At 50.8% G+C, this 17,586-nt stretch carries 19 protein-coding genes; 10 read left to right on the top strand and 9 right to left on the bottom strand.

From position 1 onward, the window contains the following. Positions 1-81: 81 nt before the first annotated feature. The 6 genes from ACFSB2_RS01395 to ACFSB2_RS01370 form a co-directional block, all read right to left on the bottom strand. Complete coding sequence (locus ACFSB2_RS01395; protein WP_377940760.1) at positions 82-330, bottom strand: NifU family protein; 249 nt, start codon at positions 328-330, stop codon at positions 82-84. 105 nt (positions 331-435) lie between these two features. Then, the gene (locus ACFSB2_RS01390; RefSeq protein ID WP_377940759.1) at positions 436-1,008 is read right to left on the bottom strand and encodes a GNAT family N-acetyltransferase; all 573 of its coding nucleotides are present in this window, start codon (positions 1,006-1,008) and stop codon (positions 436-438) included. A gap of 106 nt (positions 1,009-1,114) precedes the next feature. Continuing rightward, entirely contained in the window at positions 1,115-1,603 is a 489-nt protein-coding gene (locus ACFSB2_RS01385; RefSeq protein WP_377940758.1) for a hypothetical protein, read from the bottom strand. 146 nt (positions 1,604-1,749) lie between these two features. Then, positions 1,750-3,888, bottom strand: coding sequence for an ATP-dependent helicase (locus ACFSB2_RS01380; RefSeq protein WP_377940757.1), 2,139 nt, complete (start codon positions 3,886-3,888; stop codon positions 1,750-1,752). Between the two features lie 158 nt (positions 3,889-4,046). Next, positions 4,047-5,885, bottom strand: a complete 1,839-nt coding sequence (locus tag ACFSB2_RS01375; protein WP_377940755.1) for an AMP-dependent synthetase/ligase — start codon at positions 5,883-5,885, stop codon at positions 4,047-4,049. Between the two features lie 202 nt (positions 5,886-6,087). Continuing rightward, a complete protein-coding gene (locus tag ACFSB2_RS01370) occupies positions 6,088-6,741 on the bottom strand; it encodes a TVP38/TMEM64 family protein (protein WP_377940754.1) in 654 nt (217 codons plus the stop codon). Between the two features lie 181 nt (positions 6,742-6,922). Between ACFSB2_RS01370 and ACFSB2_RS01365 the strand changes: the two genes are divergently transcribed. The 9 genes from ACFSB2_RS01365 to ACFSB2_RS01325 all read left to right on the top strand — a co-directional run bounded on the left by ACFSB2_RS01365 (position 6,923) and on the right by ACFSB2_RS01325 (position 13,338). Next, the gene (locus ACFSB2_RS01365; protein ID WP_377940753.1) at positions 6,923-7,438 is read left to right on the top strand and encodes a DJ-1/PfpI family protein; all 516 of its coding nucleotides are present in this window, start codon (positions 6,923-6,925) and stop codon (positions 7,436-7,438) included. Between the two features lie 201 nt (positions 7,439-7,639). Beyond that, a complete protein-coding gene (locus ACFSB2_RS01360; protein WP_377940752.1) occupies positions 7,640-8,350 on the top strand; it encodes a peptidylprolyl isomerase in 711 nt (236 codons plus the stop codon). Between the two features lie 13 nt (positions 8,351-8,363). Further along, positions 8,364-8,783: a hypothetical protein gene (locus tag ACFSB2_RS01355; protein ID WP_377940750.1), complete on the top strand. Its 420-nt coding sequence runs from the start codon at positions 8,364-8,366 to the stop codon at positions 8,781-8,783. Between the two features lie 201 nt (positions 8,784-8,984). After that, a complete protein-coding gene (locus tag ACFSB2_RS01350) occupies positions 8,985-9,725 on the top strand; it encodes a phosphocholine cytidylyltransferase family protein (RefSeq protein ID WP_377940749.1) in 741 nt (246 codons plus the stop codon). Next, positions 9,722-10,468 carry a CDP-alcohol phosphatidyltransferase family protein gene (locus tag ACFSB2_RS01345; protein WP_377940748.1) on the top strand — a complete coding sequence of 249 codons (747 nt, stop codon included), beginning with the start codon at positions 9,722-9,724 and terminating at the stop codon, positions 10,466-10,468. The genes ACFSB2_RS01350 and ACFSB2_RS01345 overlap by 4 nt, the downstream gene beginning before the upstream one ends. Position 10,469: 1 nt before the next feature. Then, positions 10,470-11,660: a glycosyltransferase gene (locus tag ACFSB2_RS01340; RefSeq protein WP_377940745.1), complete on the top strand. Its 1,191-nt coding sequence runs from the start codon at positions 10,470-10,472 to the stop codon at positions 11,658-11,660. 492 nt (positions 11,661-12,152) lie between these two features. Continuing rightward, positions 12,153-12,407 carry a hypothetical protein gene (locus ACFSB2_RS01335; RefSeq protein WP_377940743.1) on the top strand — a complete coding sequence of 85 codons (255 nt, stop codon included), beginning with the start codon at positions 12,153-12,155 and terminating at the stop codon, positions 12,405-12,407. Beyond that, positions 12,398-12,778, top strand: coding sequence for a retropepsin-like aspartic protease (locus ACFSB2_RS01330; protein ID WP_377940742.1), 381 nt, complete (start codon positions 12,398-12,400; stop codon positions 12,776-12,778). The genes ACFSB2_RS01335 and ACFSB2_RS01330 overlap by 10 nt, the downstream gene beginning before the upstream one ends. Before the next feature lie 188 nt (positions 12,779-12,966). Beyond that, positions 12,967-13,338, top strand: a complete 372-nt coding sequence (locus ACFSB2_RS01325) for an NUDIX hydrolase (RefSeq protein ID WP_377940741.1) — start codon at positions 12,967-12,969, stop codon at positions 13,336-13,338. Positions 13,339-13,541: 203 nt separating this feature from the next. Here ACFSB2_RS01325 and ACFSB2_RS01320 read toward each other — a convergent pair whose 3' ends face one another. Continuing rightward, positions 13,542-14,501, bottom strand: coding sequence for a mannonate dehydratase (locus tag ACFSB2_RS01320; RefSeq protein WP_377940740.1), 960 nt, complete (start codon positions 14,499-14,501; stop codon positions 13,542-13,544). A gap of 23 nt (positions 14,502-14,524) precedes the next feature. Further along, positions 14,525-15,289, bottom strand: coding sequence for an SDR family NAD(P)-dependent oxidoreductase (locus tag ACFSB2_RS01315; protein WP_377940739.1), 765 nt, complete (start codon positions 15,287-15,289; stop codon positions 14,525-14,527). Positions 15,290-15,460: 171 nt separating this feature from the next. Here ACFSB2_RS01315 and ACFSB2_RS01310 point away from each other — a divergent pair, with 171 nt between their 5' ends. Beyond that, entirely contained in the window at positions 15,461-16,135 is a 675-nt protein-coding gene (locus ACFSB2_RS01310) for a nucleotidyltransferase domain-containing protein (protein ID WP_377940736.1), read from the top strand. 255 nt (positions 16,136-16,390) lie between these two features. Here ACFSB2_RS01310 and ACFSB2_RS01305 read toward each other — a convergent pair whose 3' ends face one another. After that, on the bottom strand, positions 16,391-17,569 hold the full coding sequence (locus tag ACFSB2_RS01305) for an acyl-CoA dehydrogenase family protein (RefSeq protein WP_377940735.1): 1,179 nt from the start codon (positions 17,567-17,569) through the stop codon (positions 16,391-16,393). Between the last annotated feature and the right edge of the window lie 17 nt (positions 17,570-17,586).

The raw sequence follows: 17,586 nt of genomic DNA, 5'->3' as shown, positions 1-17,586 counted from the left end.
GCGCCATGCCTCCACGCCATTGTGAAAATCACATCGCTCATTCTACCTTGAAAATGATGCGATACTTTCGTGCTGCGCCATTTAGATGGCCTCAACAAACTCCACATCTGGCACAACTTTCTTGACTGCGCGCTCAACACCCATTTTGAGGGTCATCACGCTGGCAGGACAACCTACGCAGGCTCCCTGCAAAGAAACAAATACAGTCTTTGACAACTCGTCATACGATACAAACTCCACATCGCCGCCATCCATTTGAATGGCCTCGCGAATGGAGGACAACGCTTCCTCAATTTTCTCTTCGATGGAGGCCATTTGTTCTGTCGACATCTCGCATCCCTCCGTATGCTTAGCATACGCTGTAGGCAGCACAAGATGCAAGTGGTGAATACCACGAGTTGGTCACCGCGCTGGTATCACCACTTCTGCATTTCATCAGTTTCCGATTCTCTTTTGAAAACCGATGGTGTTCGGTTCAATGCGAAACACTTCTTGGAAGCCTAAACTGCGCGTGAAGGCAAGACTTGGCGCATTGTTCTCCTGCACGAACACTTCCAAGGTGCGCACACCCTGCGCAATCGCGTCCTCTTCCAATTTCGCCATCACTCTTTTGCCAATCCCCGACGATTGGTGTGCGGGATCTATCACCATTGCGCTAACGTGCATTTTCGCATCTGGGCCTATCAGATACGAGTAGTAACCAATTGGCTTTCCTTTTTGTTCAATGACAATTGTCGGCGCACCGGATTGAATGTACTGGAGAAATTGTTGATCCGGAAACGGTTGCCCAAACGCTTGCTCGTGAATGGTGCCAAGTTGCGATCTCGTCAGTTGCAAAATATACGCGTCATCCTGCAACGTCCGCGGCCGATAACTCAATTCCACCACGGGTTGCCGTTTCACTTGTTTCTTTTGCGCTGTGGCTCTCGCCTTCAAAGTTCCTTTTTTCTTGCGTTTCTTTGCCGCAGGTTTCGGTGTTAACATCATGTTGACCGATGCATTCGGCATGCGTGCTCGACCTCCTCAACGTTTCCCCTTGTCGACACAACAGCCTATGCATCAGCCTAGATAATTGACATTCACAAAATCGCGGTCCAGTTTGGGGCGCCAGCGTTCAATTGCTGTTTTTGCGGCGCAAAAACCGGCGCTTTGGTTTGCTTTCAGCAACTTCCTGCACTTTCGCCTTGGCGCTGCTGCGCTGCGCGTTCTGCGTGCGCTTGCTTTGCACCTCGGAAATGACGTTGCCAATGTAATTGCCCATGATATCCATCTTGTATTTGTGGTTTACCTGAATTTTGTCGTACTCTTCCTTCGTCGTGCGGAACGTGACATTTTGCACGCGGTTCATGTGAACACCGCGCATCGTCTGCCCAACCGTCAGACGTCCAACCACTTGGTACGTGCGAATGGGCATATATTTTCCGATGCCAGAAGTTCCTTTTTCGCGCAGCCTGCGCTTATTGAGCACAAATACTTCATGCCGTTCTTTCATGGCCAAATACTGGGTATCAAAAGCCTTTTGGCGTTTGCGCGCAAAGAGAAAGACGACAACATAGGCCGCAATCACCAAGACGATGATGCCACCGACAATGTACCAATACAAATGACTTCCCCCCATCCTGATAATCACTTCGGTACCTGGGTACCGCGCCATCCGCGATGCATTGATTGACTCATATGTCTATGATTCTGCTTGTGCGGACACATCACACACGGCGGTCTATCCCGTCCAAAATCCCCAAAGTGCATTTATTGTACCACGGATTCCGCTTTGGGCCGCAATAGATTCTTGCCGACCCACTTCATGCCTATCGATGGATGGAACATCACTTGCACCTGCTCGTCCCCGCCATCTTTGGCGGCGGCCAAATGCAAAATGACGCCTTCGCCAAATTGCGCGTGTTTGACGTGCTGTCCAGGCGCCAGCACCATGTTGTGCTGCACCGCAAAATCGCTCAACGTCACCCACGCTTCTGGCAACTCGTCCAAAAATCGCGAAGGTTCGCGCTGAGTGATGTTGCCGAACAACGTCCGCTCGACCGTATAAGTCATATACAGTTGATCCATCGCCCGCGTCATGCCGACATAGCAGAGGTTGCGCTCTTCTTCGACGGATCGATCATCGTCCATGGACCTCGGGTGCGGAAAGATGCCCTCCTCCATGCCGACCAGAAACACGAGCGGAAATTCCAGCCCTTTGCTGGCGTGCATGGTCATCAAGCGGACATTTCCCTTGCCTTTCTCACGCTCTTTGTCCACATCGCTCAACAAGCTGACCTCAGCTAGGAATTCCTGTACCGTACCCTGGCGCCGTTTGTCAAACGACTTTGTCACACTGAACAGTTCATCGATGTTTTCCACGCGCTGCAAATCTTCCTTTTTGCCGCTCTGCAAATACATCTCACGATATTTTATGGCGTGCAGGACCTCAGACAGATACTCTGATACAGGCATGCCCTCCATCCACAGCATCAATTCGCCGAGCTTGGCGTGAAATTGGCGCGCCGACTCGCTGACCTTGCTGCTAAGTCCTGCAGCTTCCCCATGCGCCAACGCTTCATAGAGCGTCATCCCCTCAGCATGCGCGTAGTCCATCAAGCGACCGATGGTCTGTTCCCCCAAGCCGCGTCTGGGCGTATTGATGATGCGCAGCAGGGAGATCTCGTCGCGTGGGTTGGTCAGCAGCCGCAGGTAGGCAAAAATATCTTTGATCTCCCTGCGATCATAAAACGTCAATCCCCCGACAATCGTATACGGGATGGCCTGTCCCATCAGCGCTTCCTCAATCGCTCGCGACTGCGCGTTGGCGCGATACAAAATGGCGACGTCGCCATATGTGCCGCCATTGTTCACGTGTTGCACAATGCTTTCCGCGACGAAAGTCGCCTCCTGCTCACTGTCAGTCAGACAACATACCGCAACATTATCACCGCGACCACGGACCGCGCGCAACATTTTCTCCTTGCGCTTTTGGTTGTTGGCAATCAGCCCGTTGGCCGCCGCTAGAATCGCCTCTGTGGAGCGATAGTTCCGCTCCAGCAAAATCACCTTCGCCTCTGGATAATCATGCTCAAAGCGCAGCATGTTTTCGATGTCCGCGCCGCGCCACGCGTATATCGCCTGATCCGCATCGCCCACGGCGCAGAGGTTGCGGTGCGCTTCAGCGAGCGTCTGCACCAGTTGATACTGCGCGTGATTGGTATCCTGATACTCGTCAATCAGGATATACTGAAATTTTTCCTGATAGCGCGCTCTGACCTGTTCATCCGTTTGCAACAGACGAACCGTCTGGATAATGAGATCGTCAAAATCCATCGCGTTGATGGCAAACAAGCGCGATTGGTACAACTCGTATACATCTGCGGCGACAGAATCTTCCAACCGCGTGTCCAACGGCAACTTTTTGACGGTTGCCACAGAGTACATGAGGTTTTTCCAGTTGGAGATGGTACTGCCGATTTGGCGTGGATCAAACTTTTTCAAATCGCAGTTTAAATCAAGCAAACACTGTGAAATCAGGGATTGTTGATCATCTGAATCAAGAATGGTGAAATTTGATGTGTAACCGAGCACTTCCGCCTCACGCCGCAGGATGCGCACACAAATGCTGTGAAACGTGCCCATCCACAAATCCTCTGCGCGTCGACCGATGAACTTGCGAATTCTGTCCTTCATTTCCCGCGCGGCCTTATTTGTAAATGTGATGGCCAAAATTTGATGCACCGGAACGTTGTGGTTGCCAATCAAGTAGGCGATGCGGCGGGTCAAAACACTTGTTTTGCCACTGCCAGCCCCTGCGACCACGAGCAGCGGTCCGTCAACCGTTTGCACAGCGCGCTTCTGCTCTGGATTCAGTCCATCAAGTAAATTGACCTCTTCTTCGCGCATTGAGGACGCCTCCTTCAAAACAAGCCTGCAATCATACAGACTAACACGGAGATGTCGCGGCGTGAACCCTCATTCTATGCGACATATGAAAAAATCCACTCGTCATCCGAATCTGATGGATTTTCACACGTCCTCTAGGACGCAAGTCCTCATGGCCATCAAAAACCCGGCGGAGACGAATCCATCGTGCGGTTGATGTGCGACAACGGATGCGCCTTTTCGGCAGGATCGACGGCGTGATCGTAAATGTGATTGATTTCGTTTTGATACGCCGCATATACGGCTGTGTTCTTCACTTTGAGCGTAGGCGTCAACAGCCCATTCTCGACGGTAAATGGCTCGTTCGCCACAATCACGCGCTTCGGTTGCTCGAACTGCGCGTAGTGTGCGGTGCAGCGCGCCACCTCATCTTGCAGGAACGCTGCTATCTGCGCCTTGTCAGCAGGAAGCGTCTTGGCCAAATCAGTGAACAATTGGTCAGAAGGAACCACAATCACAGCGACAAACTTGCGGCCTTGACCGACCAAGCACGCCTGCTCAATCCAAGCGCTTTGCAAAATGTCGCTTTCAATGGGAGCGGGGGTCACTTTTTTTCCTGTGGACAGCACCAGTAGATGTTTTTTTCGATCCGTTATCGCAATGTATCCATCGGCGCTAAGCGTAGCGATGTCACCGGTCTTAAACCAACCATCTTCCGTAAAAGCTTCCTCGTTGGCCTCAGGATTGCGATAATAGCCAGGTGTGACACTGGCTCCGCGCACCAACAGCTCATCATCCTCCGCCAGGCGCACCTCCACATTGCGCAGCCGCTGGCCGACCGTGCCCAGACGAGGTTGGCCTGGTATGTTGAAAGCAATCACGGGCGACGTCTCGGTCATGCCATACCCTTCGCAAATCGAGAGGCCCAGCGCCAGGAAAAACTGGCCGACATGTTTGGCCAAGGGCGCCCCGCCACTGAAGCAAATGCGCAGACGGCCGCCCAAAACCTGCCTGATTTTCTTGTATACAAGCTGTTCGTATACCTGCAGCGCGATGGGAGAAACCGCCTCTTTGTCGATGCGCGCCCGTGTGCCCGCCGCCAGTGCGCGGCGAAAAACCCACAGTTGAATGCCACCTTTTGCCGCCATCTGCGCCTCTACGCGCTCTTGCATTTTCTCCAGCAGCCGCGGGACGGTCGTGAACACGGTTGGCCGCACACGCGCAAAGTCTTGGACGATGGTATCGACGCACTCGGCATAACAAATGGAAGCCCCGCTCAACAGCGGTACGTACTGTCCGCAGGTTCGTTCAAAAATGTGACACAAGGGCAAATACGAGAGGTGAACGTCTGTTGGTTCCAAAACAAGCCGCTGACGAATACCCGAAAAATTCGCCAAGATGTTGCCATGCGTCAAAATCACACCTTTCGGCGTCCCTGTCGTTCCCGAGGTGTAGACGATGGTCGCCATATCATCAGCGCGAATCTCGACAGGCAATCGCCCGACTTCTTCCCTGACTTGTGCCTGGCACCACGCTGCATAGTTGAATGTCGGCCACGGCGCGCGTTGTTTGATGTCCGCCAAATCGGTTTCCTGCAAAATGACGACAAAAGAGAGGGCCAAAGGCTCGTCGAAATGCGTTTTCAGCAGTGTTTCATACAATGCTTTATTCTCGACAAAGACACCCGCCATCCCTGCATGACGAACAATAAACCCGATCTGGCTGGCTGGCACATTCGGATACACAGGCACGGTCACCGCACCTGTCGCCATAATCGCGAAATCGCAGATGGGCCACCACGAGCGGCCTGCCGAAATCAACCCAACCCGGTCTCCCTTTTGCACATCGAGTTCCAACAGCATCTGTGCAATGGATTCAATGGTTTGTCGCATTTGTGTATATGTGTATGTGGATTTAGATAGTGATGGAGGATCTGACAAAGCCAAGTGATTGGGATATTTCGCAACTGTGGCATACAAAGCCTCTGGCAAAGATGAGAAAACGGTTGAAGCAGACATAAAAGACGCCTCCCGTTCGCATATACAGTTACCCCACATCAGAAGCACGAGCGAATCAGCGCAATCGCCGCCTGCCTTTACTATCAGATTCGTGATTTGCAGAAAACATTCCTGCTGTTCGTGATGTCGCCCGTATTGACTGGGGGTTCACAGCAGATGTCGTTTGAATCAAACGGCCTGAACTTGACCGCCCGAACAGCATTTACCGCTCCGCCTGTCTGCGCGCTTTTTGCCGCCTGCCAAAGCGGTGCAGCCACAGGTAGACGCCGAGCGCCAGCAGGATGACCAAAGCGAATTGCCACCAGACACCTGCATGTTTCCAACCGATGAACAAAAGCGCCCAGACAATTTGATATGGCGCAAAGCCCAGCAGACTGGCAAACAGAAACGGCCAGAATTTTACCTCCCGAAGCGCGCCAAGCAACAAATTCACCACCAGAAACGGAATCGGTAGCAGTTGCAATGCCACCAAAACCCAAAACCGCCCATCGGCAAGCGCCGTCTCTGCGCGCAGACGCCATGTGGAAAACGGTGGACGAGCGAATGCGGCGTCGACCACCCCGGCGGCCAAACGACCGACCCCGAACAACAAGAGCGCGCCAAGCATCACACCGCACAAATCGTTCAAGGTGCCCACGACAAGCCCATTTGTCTGGAGACTGGCCGTCATGATGGGTTCTGATGGAATGGGCAAAACGGCCGCTACTGCCATCGCCCCCATCCACATCAAATCTCCTCGCAAACCTGTTCCGCCAATTTCATGCACCCAACTAGCCAGCGGCAGACGAACGATTCCGAGACTTGCCAGAATGAATAGGAAGGCCAAAATACGCAAAAAATGTCGAGAACGCTGCAACAGACTCCCTCCACCTCCGACAATTTGTTAGGATAGAAGCGATACCAGCGAGGTACATAGACCACCGCGCGCGATCCGCCCATCGAGCAGGCGCGAACTACATTGACTACCAGTCAACGAAAACATACGAGATATACGACAAGGTAGCGTTTATTTCCATCATACAAAGGAGGGGGTGGCCATGCGCAAAGCCGCGTTCGTCGCTTTACCAGGTTGTCTTCTTGGCGATTTATCGGCCCTGCTTCGGCAAATCCAGCACCAAGGCTGGCGGTTGCGCGTCTTTTCCTTGGACGGTAAACCCACCACCACAGGTGAGGGGCTGCACCTTTTGGCAGATGCGCCGCTCGAAAATACCATGCCTGCAGATCTCCATCTTCTGATGATTCCTGGGGGTCATTATACACCTGATGTGTATCAAGACATTCGGCTGCACCGGTTTTTGCGGCAATATGACGGCCAGCGGCGCTGGATAGCCGCATCGTGCGAAGGTGTCGTCTGTCTGGGCGCAGCCCAGTTGCTCGGCGGCGTCGCCTTCAGTGCCCCAGCGTCCGTGCGGACCAATTACGAGCACATTCTGCGCCATGCTGTGTATCGGCCACAGCCGATCACCATCGACGCCAATATCATATCCTCCGACGGCACCAATCCGGTTGCCTGGATGAAAGCCGTCAAAGATAGGATAGATCTCGAATTTTGACCCAAATCGTTCAGAAATCATGGCAATTGTGCATGCTATGATGGACAAGCAGTACAGTAACGCGTTTGCGTACAGGTATAGACCGTCATCCGTGATGCATCTCGCACCAGCAGAACTGTGAAAATCCATTCAATCAAGACATCGCGGATGGCGTACACCAAGGTATCGACTTTATTTTCAAGTATAGAGAGGAGCAAAGTGATGTTTGCTTTACAAAAATCACTCATGCGAAAATCAATCATCGGTGTGGGCGCAGCTACCCTTCTGCTGACCCTCGTGGCAGGATGCGGAGCCCCGCAAAACAAGACCACTGAGTCCGCGACACCGCCCAAAAACACCGCAAACTCCGCCACTAGCGGCCAAAAACAGCTGAAGACGTCAGATCAGCAGTGGTCTTCCCCGCCCAAGATGACGATCGATCAAAACAAGCAATACGACGCCGTGGTGACGACCAATTACGGCGATTTCACAATTCAGTTATTGCCAAAAGAAAGTCCTGTGACGGTCAATAACTTCGTCTTCCTAGCCGAACATGGTTTTTATAAGAACAACACGTTCTTTCGCATCATCAAGAACTTCATGATTCAAACCGGCGACCCGAGCAACACCGGCTCTGGCGGGCCTGGCTATCAGTTCAAGGACGAACTGCCGCCCAAACAGCCGTATAAGGAAGGCACGGTGGCCATGGCCAACTCTGGTCCAAACACCAACGGCAGCCAATTTTTTATCTGTACTGTGCCGGATCAAAAAAATCTTCAGCCCAACTACACGATTTTCGGCAATGTCGTCAAAGGCATGAACGTCATCAAGGAGATTGCGAACATTCCTGTGACAACCAACCCAAATTCGGGCGAAGACAGCTACCCGACGTTGACGGCTTATATCGAGTCGGTCAAAATCGAGGTTCACTAAGAGGAGCAGGCATATGAAGCGTCAGTGGTGGCTGTCCATCGTGATCATCGCGCTCGTGATAGTGTTCCGGCTGACAACCAGTGGCGGAGCGCTTTCGTTGCCGCCAAACGCCACACAGATGGCAGGCAATCAGATTCGGATTCCCACGGTGATGGAAAACATAGACAGCCAAAACAACAGTAGCGATCCCGCCAATGATGAGACATGGCTCTTGACCAGACGCGGCGATGGCACCTACTATGTGACGGTCTATGTGAATGATCGACCCTCGCGCTATACATTTGCAGCAGGGCCAGTCACGCATTCAAACGCGAGCGGCACAGCCTATCAAACCAAAGGAAAAGTGAAATTCGGCGCACAGTCGTATCACGCGACAGATATGTACGTCAACCATGGCGGGAAGCGTGGTTACATCGACTTCGTCAAAGACTAAACTCGCTTCCTTGACGTTTTTCGGCACGGCTGATTAAATGATAATGCGAGTTGGATCGACAAAATTCGCCGCTTGACTGGATGCTTCTCGTACAGATTGATATGGATACAATATCGGTCAAATTGTAATTGTAGAGCGTCTCGTTACGATTGACGGCGCATGAAGGTCGCAAACTATTTTCAGATGGGAGTTGATGGCCACGTGACGGAAACGAGTATCATTTTGGCCGCTGGCCGTTCCATGCGCCTGCGCCCATTGACAGATAATCAACCGAAATGCTTGTTGGACATGGGTCCGAAAAAAATCCTCGACTGGCAACTGGATGCCTTAAAATCGATTGGCGTCAGCCAAGTTCGCATGGTAGTTGGTTATCAAAAAGAGATGATTCAGGCACATATTGCCGCGAAACATGCGGGCTTAGAGGTTACATACATCGAAAACAAGGACTTCGAGACGACCAATACCCTGTTTTCTTTGGCGCTCGCGCTTGAGCAATTCGCAGACGACTTCTACTACATGAACGCTGATGTCGTCTTTGAACAGCAGATTCTGGCGCGTTTGAAGACCGGAGAAAACGGCGGCTTCCTCGCCATTGACAGAAAACAGTGTCGCGAAGAAGAAGTCAAAGTGTTGGTAGACAATACACAAATCACGGCGATTGGGAAACATCTCGACCCTGCCCAAAGTTACGGCGAGTTTATCGGCGTCGCCAACTTCACCGGCGATTTCGCAAAACGGTTCCGCAATACCGTTCTGGCAGAAGCCGTCACAGGCAATGAGATGAAATTTTTTGAGCATGCGCTTGATGTCATGCAGGACAAGCACGACATGTACGCGGTCGACATCACAGGCATTCCTTGCGTTGAAGTCGATTTCCCAGAGGATTACGAGTATGCCGTAGAAGAAGTTTTGCGCGCATTTCCCAGGGTGGATCGTCCATGAGTGAACTTGCCAAAATCAATGCGTGTGCGAAACGACCGATTGACATCTGGACGAATTTTATCTATTACCCACTCTCCATTCGTCTCGTTTATCTGGTTCGCAATACTGGCATTACGCCAAACGTATTGACCATTTCCTCCCTCATCATCGCTTTGGTGGGTTGCGGTTTCTTCGCCGCCGGCCAGCGAAGCGATGTGCTGTGGGGGTTGCTGCTGGTTCAGATCTCATACGTCATCGATTGCGCCGATGGCCAATTGGCCCGCTACAAACGCAAGTTTTCACCAGTTGGTGGCTGGATTGATCAAGTCGCTGACCGGATCAAAGAATTCGCGATTTACGCAAGTCTCGCCTATGGGACCATCAAACAGCACGACCACGCCGCATCTGTGTGGTTTTACGCCATGTTCGCGCTGTTTGTACTTTATCTATTGGAGTATTACGGCCAGATTCAAATGGTCAAACCGACACAAGAATCAGCGGCCGCAGCAACTGCGCCTTCCTCTGCCAGTCAGACAGCAGAACCAGACGCTGCGTCAACGGACACGTTTGACCGCATGCAGCAATTGCGCAGTCTAGTGCCATTTCGCGGGTTTCTCATTGGTGAACAATATTTCGCGCTGCTCGTCTTCATCTTGTTCGGCGCAGTGGTTCCTTTTTTTATTTTTGTTGGCATTCTGGGCGCTTTGATGTGTATTTATCGCCCTGTCATTCAATACATCAAACTGCGCAAAGGGCGGTTGTGAGGTGACTGAAAAGACTTTGGACGAAAAAGAGATGTACCCAACCATCGTGTTGACGTCCGCCGTCCCTTGGGACGGCCTGACTGCCCGTCCGCAGCATCTTGCCCGACAATTGGCGGCAAGCGGATGGCCAGTGCTATTTGTTGAACCGCCCGTCACCTTGATTGGACCGCTGCGCAATCCAGCGCTGAAATCGCGGATGTTTCCACGCCAGCCGATTTCCACCGTGCTCCAAAGCGATGGTAAGCAAGCAGAAATTCGTGTTCTCACCCCCATGGCCAGTGTGCCATTCTACCACATGGTACGTGGCATCAACCGCTTCAACCAGCGCATGCTCGCCCACCAGATCCGCCATCACGTGCCAGGTCCGCTCATTTTACTCTCAATGTTGCCCGATTCAGTCGATTTGATCCCACATCTGGCTCCCATCGCCACCTTCTACGATTGTGTGGACGATCACGGCGCGTTCGGCGGCCTCACTCGGCTGGATGTGATGGATACCCTAGAAGCGTCCATGGCCTATGCCAGCCGCACCATCTTTGCCACTGCCGATGCGCTCGTCGAGAAAATGCAAGCGTTTCACAGCGATGTCCGTTTGATTCCAAACGCGGTGGAACTTGGCCACTTTGCTCAAACAGTACAAGCAGAGGAACATGCGCTGCTGGCACAAATACCCGCACCACGGGTCGGCTTTGTCGGCGGCATTGGCGCTTGGCTCGATTTTGAATTGTTGCGTGGACTGGCGATGGCTCGCCCGGATGTGCAGTTTGTCTTTATCGGCCCGATTGAAGCGGATGTATCGTCCATTCGCTCACTCGCCAACGTGCATTTGCTCGGCAAACAACCGTACGCCCAGCTTCCCGAATTTCTAGCTGGCTTCGAGGTCTGTCTGTATCCATTTGCAAACAACAAGTTGACCGAAAGCGTCAACCCCGTGAAGATTTACGAGTATCTCGCTGCAGGTAAAGAGGTCATTGCCACGCCAACGCGCGAGATGCACAAATTCACAGAACATGTCTGGCTCGCTCCCAACCTTGAGGCAGGACTTCAGGCGCTTGACGCCATCTTGCACGGCAAACGCAAAGTCGCGCCGCAATCCGTGCAGCCATTCTTGCAAAAACAGACTTGGCAAGCGCGTGCGCTCGAAATGGATGCCGCACTGTTGCAAAGCCTGCCATTGAGGGAAAAGCGATAGTGAAGAAATAAAACAGAACACAGGGTCGGAAATGACGTGCTCAAGCGTTAACGAGCACGTCATTTTTATATGACGAGAAGAAGGTGTAGATTAGCCCCTACGGCACCGATGTCGAGATAAGTATCATTGATGACAATCCGACGGATGAAATCTCCGTTCTGATGAAATCAGGAGATAGAAAGAGCCAAGTGAGCATGAGGTGGAATCACACCCAAACGGAACTGCATGTCGTCAAAGGGGCGGAACTGAACTGACGGATGTTTTTATTGAATCGTGCTTGTAAATGTGAGCCGCTCTATACTCAACTGCCTGTAGATACGTCCTACTGGCTATTGATCATAAGAACACGTTAGTCATAATGAATGGAGATGGAACGTTCCTTCAGTTGCAGGTCGATAGAAAGCCTTGATTAAAGCGGAAAACTTGGATGAAATATTTATTCATACAAAAATAGTACCGTAATAGAAATAAAAAAGTAAGGACGTGATAAGCATGCTATGGTCGGTGGTTCGAAATTTGTACCCCAATCAATTTGTTTATCTGGAAGATTTGCAATCTCACATGCAGGATGGAAAACTTTATGTTGATGAGGTCGCCATCATTCGCCCGCTCACCGATTCTCAAGAAGCGCTCCAAGCGCTCAAGGACGCTAGGGAAAAGAAGTTCATTTACCATACTTCAAATGAACAGATCGTAATGGACATCGTTAGGAAGCCATTGATTAAAGGCATTCGGTCATGCATTTAACCATCATCAATGGCATTCTAGTCTCCCCGTTTTGGATTTCTCATAGAGGAAAAAGCATCACACTTGAATCCATGATTATAGACACGGGTTCCGCTCATACATGGGTTAATCTAGATGTCGTTGAGGACGTTCTGGATGTATCTCCTGAAGAAGGCGATCATATTATCACTGCTTTCGGCATTGGCGGGCGGGATATAGCAAACAGAAAAAAAGTTGAGCAGATTCAATTTGAGAATTTTACCGCCGTAGAATTTCAAGTTGATTTTGGACGAATGGATGCTGACATCGACGGTCTAATCGGATTAGATCTTCTGATAACAGGAAGTTTTGTCATTAATCTTGCAAGAATGGAAGTATATCAAGAACGGTAGATAAAAATCCTGCATGCCGCATGATGATACGATAACGCTCTTCGGACAGCTAAACTGAGTATGGAGGCAAAACAAATGCGCTACAGAGCATCTTCACTTTGCATCATAAAAAGAGATAAATTCATACTATATGGAGCGGTTTCCTGAATTCAACGGTGTTACAACATTTCGTCCTGTTGGTGGGACGATTGAATACGGCGAGGAAAGCCAAGCTGCCGTTGTTTAGAGAGGTTAAAGAAGAGATCAACGAAAACATTGTTGATCCACAGTTGATCGGAATCGTTGAAAACATCTTCCCATGGTTTGATGAAATCGTGCATGAGTACGATTTCATTTACGAAGCGAAGTTCGCTAATCCAGATACATATGGAAAAGAAGTCATTCATGGCATTGAAGATGACAAAGAATATGTTGCCGTTTGGATGGACTTAGATGATTTTCAGGACAACCGCAACTTCAAGCTTCTGCCTGATGGACTGTATGAAATGTTGAGACCCGAAAAAAATAGCAAGGCGGTTCGTTCAATTAGACACGTGAGCACAAAAGCGCTAGAGAGATGAGTCCTTTATTATCGTGGATTCGAGCATTGAACATGTTTGTGATTTTAGAAAGCCGTGCTGATAAGAATGATGAAGCCATCGTCCTATAACATGACTCCACTCAAGTGTCGGTGCCACCAAACAGGGTCACACCGACACTTGAGTGCGATGTCACATCTGCGCCACTGAGCGCCTACCCCATTTCAGCGGGCGCTTCTGACCATTCATCTGTAGGTCGCTTCCATTAAGCCTTTGATATAGCCGACGGCGAAGAGTCGACCAAGCGATTCATACCCCGGATTGTCGTTATTTTCACCCACCATGGTCGGAACATGGTCTGGGCGAGCAGGGCCATCAAATCCGACTTCGGCATATGTCCTCATCGCTTCGAACATGTCTGTCTTTCCGTCATCATGGAAGGTTTCCTCAAACTTTTCTGCCGTCCCTCGCACATCTCTGAAATGGACAAAAAACAATTTGTTTTGTTGCGCAAACCGACGAATGGTCGCTGGAATATCGTCTCCGGCCGTCGCCAAAGTTCCTTGGCACAAGGTAATGCCACTATATTCACTCGGCACCAAATCGATGGCGCGTTGTAGCGCATCTGCGCTCGTAAGAATGCGTGACACGCCACGAATCGGAGAAATCGGCGGATCATCCGGATGGAGCGCCAGTTTTACTTTTGCCTTTTCCGCGACAGGCACGATGGCTTTTAGATAGTACTCCAGATTCTCCCACAGTTGTTCCTCGCTGATCGGCGCGTTCTCGGTGTATGGTGCATTTTTCATCAGGGCGTGATCGTAACTCGATACCAAAGCACCACCACGTGTTCTCGTGCTCGTTGATGTGCGGAACCAGTTGAACTCAGCCATGAAATCGTAACACCAAACCGGAATGCCGAGCTCCCCCATATTGCGAATCAATGCTTGAACCGTGGCAATTTCTTCATCACGTCCTGGCAACCCCAGCTTGATTTTATTCGCCGGTGGCCTGGCTTCAATCACTTCTACTTTCAAACCAAAATTCTCAAATCTTTGTTTCATATGCAATAGATTGACATAATCCCAAGGTTTATGGCCATTGACTTCTCTCGGTAATCCAGCAACCGCGCAATTTATTCCCATCTGTTTACAAAGTGTCCACAATCTTGTTTCATGGGTCCCTAACATTTCGGCCAATTTCATCGAAAACGCCTCCCATGTAATTTCTACCTCTTCAGAATGAGCCCACCATCTACAACGATGCTTGCGCCAGTCATATATTCAGACAGCGGTGACGCTAGAAACAACGCGGTTCCTACAATATCCTCTGGCTCTCCTGCCCTTCCATAGGGAATATTCGATCTCGTGTTGTTCCCCTTTTCCTCCCTACGCGGCGTCCTGGATTTTTGGGTTAAATTCGTATTGATGGCACCCGGCGCAATACAGTTGACACGAATATGTAGGGGTGCTACTTCTACAGCCAGGGACTGCGCCAACGATTCGATGGCCGCCTTTGTACTGGTATACACGGCCTGCGACGGCAAGGGGCGTTGTGCGTTAATCGAGCTGATCACGATAATAGCGCCTTTCGTTTGATGGGCTTTCATCATTGCCACCGCATTTTGCAAACAATAAAACGTCCCCGACAAATTGGTCTCAATTAATTTCCTATATTCATCTTGAGTCGTCTCCGTAACCGTTTTCAAAACTGTGATGCCAGCGCAATGCACCAGGATATCAAGGCCATCTGGTAAAGTCTGTGCGTCAAACAAAGCGGATACCTCTTGTTCAATACTGACGTCGCAAACTTTGATTTGTATGTGCGCATTTTCGCTTTCGAGTTCCCTCTGCAACTGCAAGAGATTGGTTTCATTGACGTCTGAAGCAAGGACCTTGGCGCCTCTCTCGGCAAATCCACGGGCGATAGCACGCCCAATTCCGCTCGCGGCTCCTGTGACCACGACACGCTTATCTCTTAGAAACCTATCCACGGGCCACCTCACACCTCCAGTTCAATATGTCTTATAATCAATACTTAGCGTTGTCATAGCAATTTGGTTCATGGGCAAACAAGCGAACTTCACATTGACTGCCTTCGACATTGCGAAAAGCCTGCACAAGTCATGACTATGTTAAAAGTATATCAGGAGAGGGCGAGCTTCATGAAAGATTTGATAGAGATCGAAAAATTTTTCCGCCAAGCGCCCTTCGACTGGGCCATCGGCGGAGGTGAAGCAATAGATCTCTTTTTAGGAAAGACCACGCGGGAACATAAAGATGTAGACCTCGTCGTGTTTTGGCGTGATCGAAACCAAATCATTGATTTCATGCTGAATTTAGGCTGGCGCGTATTCGAGTTTTGCGGAAACGGGCTTGTGCATGAATTGTTCAATTCAGACCAGCCATTGATTCAACGAAATCTATTTTGTTTTTCAGCTGCAAATACGAATTGCCAACTGGCATCTACTGCAGATGAGGACACCTACCGATTCACTTTTGTTCCCACAGAACAAGATCATTTCAACTATGTGGAGTTCCTCTTTAATCAAAGAGATGAGGACAACTTTTTGTATCACTGGAACCATGCCATCAAACGTTCGCTCAATCAAGCCTTGCTTCAGGTGAATCGCGTACCGATTTTGTGTCCAGAGATTGTTCTCTTGTACAAATCGACGTATGCAGAATCAACAGATGTAGCCAGCGATCACAGCCGTGATTTTCATGTATCGTTGCCTTGCTTGAGCCAGGAGCAGAAAGCGTGGTTGAAAGCTGCGCTGGAAATTGAGCATTCGGAGCGTCATCAATGGGTGGACCAACTCAGCGAATCACCCACCTAGTTTTACATGACACCTCTGTTGCAGCTCAAGGGTTATTCATACGCACATTTGAGGAAATAAAAAGTACGGAAAATCCTAAGTTCCCTGAGTTTTATACACTGATTGCTGACAAAACCGACATACAATTGCCCCCATTGTACGCCTAACATCAAGTCTTTGTTGTTAAATAAACAGAGCTATCCGTTAAAATCGTCGAACTTCTTCAAACAAGAACTTACGCAAAAAAACTGGCGTGCCATCAGCACGCCAGTTCATCTACGCTCGATACAAAGCCGTGCCCTGTTTCGCCAGAGATTTGAGCACAATGTCATCCATCGGCGGGTTGTGCAAACCGGCCCGAACATCTCGATAATAGCGTTCCAACGGCAGCGATTTTGCCATACTCCGCGCGCCGACCACGCGCATGGCCAAATCCACCGCTTCGTTGGCGCGATTGGTCGCTTCCATCTTCACAGCGCCAAAGTAAGCGCGCAACTGCGGTCGATCCGCTGCATCTGCCGCGTCCCACCGGGCAGCCAAATCGTACATCAGTGTGCGCGCTGGCAGCAGCTTCAGCTCGATTTCCCCCAACTTTTGTTCAATATGCGGCACGTCCGCAATCGGATGCGTCAGGCTGTTGGGCTGATAAGTTGCGGCAAATTTCATCGCGAAATCCCGCGCCGCCAAGCCAACACCCAAATAGCATGCCGGAATGTGCAGCATCCAGCCACCGCCGTCATTGTGGCGCTCCGTTCTCACACCAGGCTGTTTCACTGCGACGACCTGGCTTTCAGGGACAAAGACATCCTTCAGCACGATATCATGGCTCCCTGTCGCTCGCATTCCCAAGGTATCCCATGTTTCGATAATCTCGATGTCTTCGCCGCGCACCAGAAACTCGCCCGTTGCATCCGAATCTGCGATGCCAGCCGTCACTAAAATCCAGTCCAAGGCCGGAGACAAGGTGCTGAATGTTTTGCGCCCTGTGATGCGGTAGCCATTTTCCACAGGTGTCGCCGTGGTTTCCGGCCGCCCGCCGCGACTTGGGCTGCCCGTGGCCGGTTCACTGGCGCAACTGTTGATGAGCGCGCCATCCTTCATCACAGACTCGCACACCCTGCGAAACAGTTCCTCAGGAAAGGCGCGACTTGTGCGCAAACTGAGGATCATCCCAACATGCCAGCCAATGGCGAGTGCTGTGGACCCATCGCCGCGCGCCAGTTGCTCCTGATGCATGATAAACTCGTAGAGGCTGATTTCCTCGCCGCCGAATTCGCGCGGCACGGTCCATTTCACGTAGCCACACGCCCGCAAATCGGCGATATTTTCGTGCGGAAAAGTGCCTGCTCTATCGTGTTCTGCGGCTCGCTTGGCGAATGTTTCCGACAGTTGCCTCGTGATTTCTAGCCTTTTTCGCTGCGCCTCTGTTTGAACGAACCAATTATCCAATTGCACGCTGACTCCCTCCTCTG

This window comes from Alicyclobacillus fodiniaquatilis, assembly GCF_042678105.1.
Taxonomy (GTDB): domain Bacteria; phylum Bacillota; class Bacilli; order Alicyclobacillales; family Alicyclobacillaceae; genus Alicyclobacillus; species Alicyclobacillus fodiniaquatilis.
Note: the sequence above shows the minus strand (reverse complement) of the source record. Positions and strands in the feature narration are given on the sequence as shown.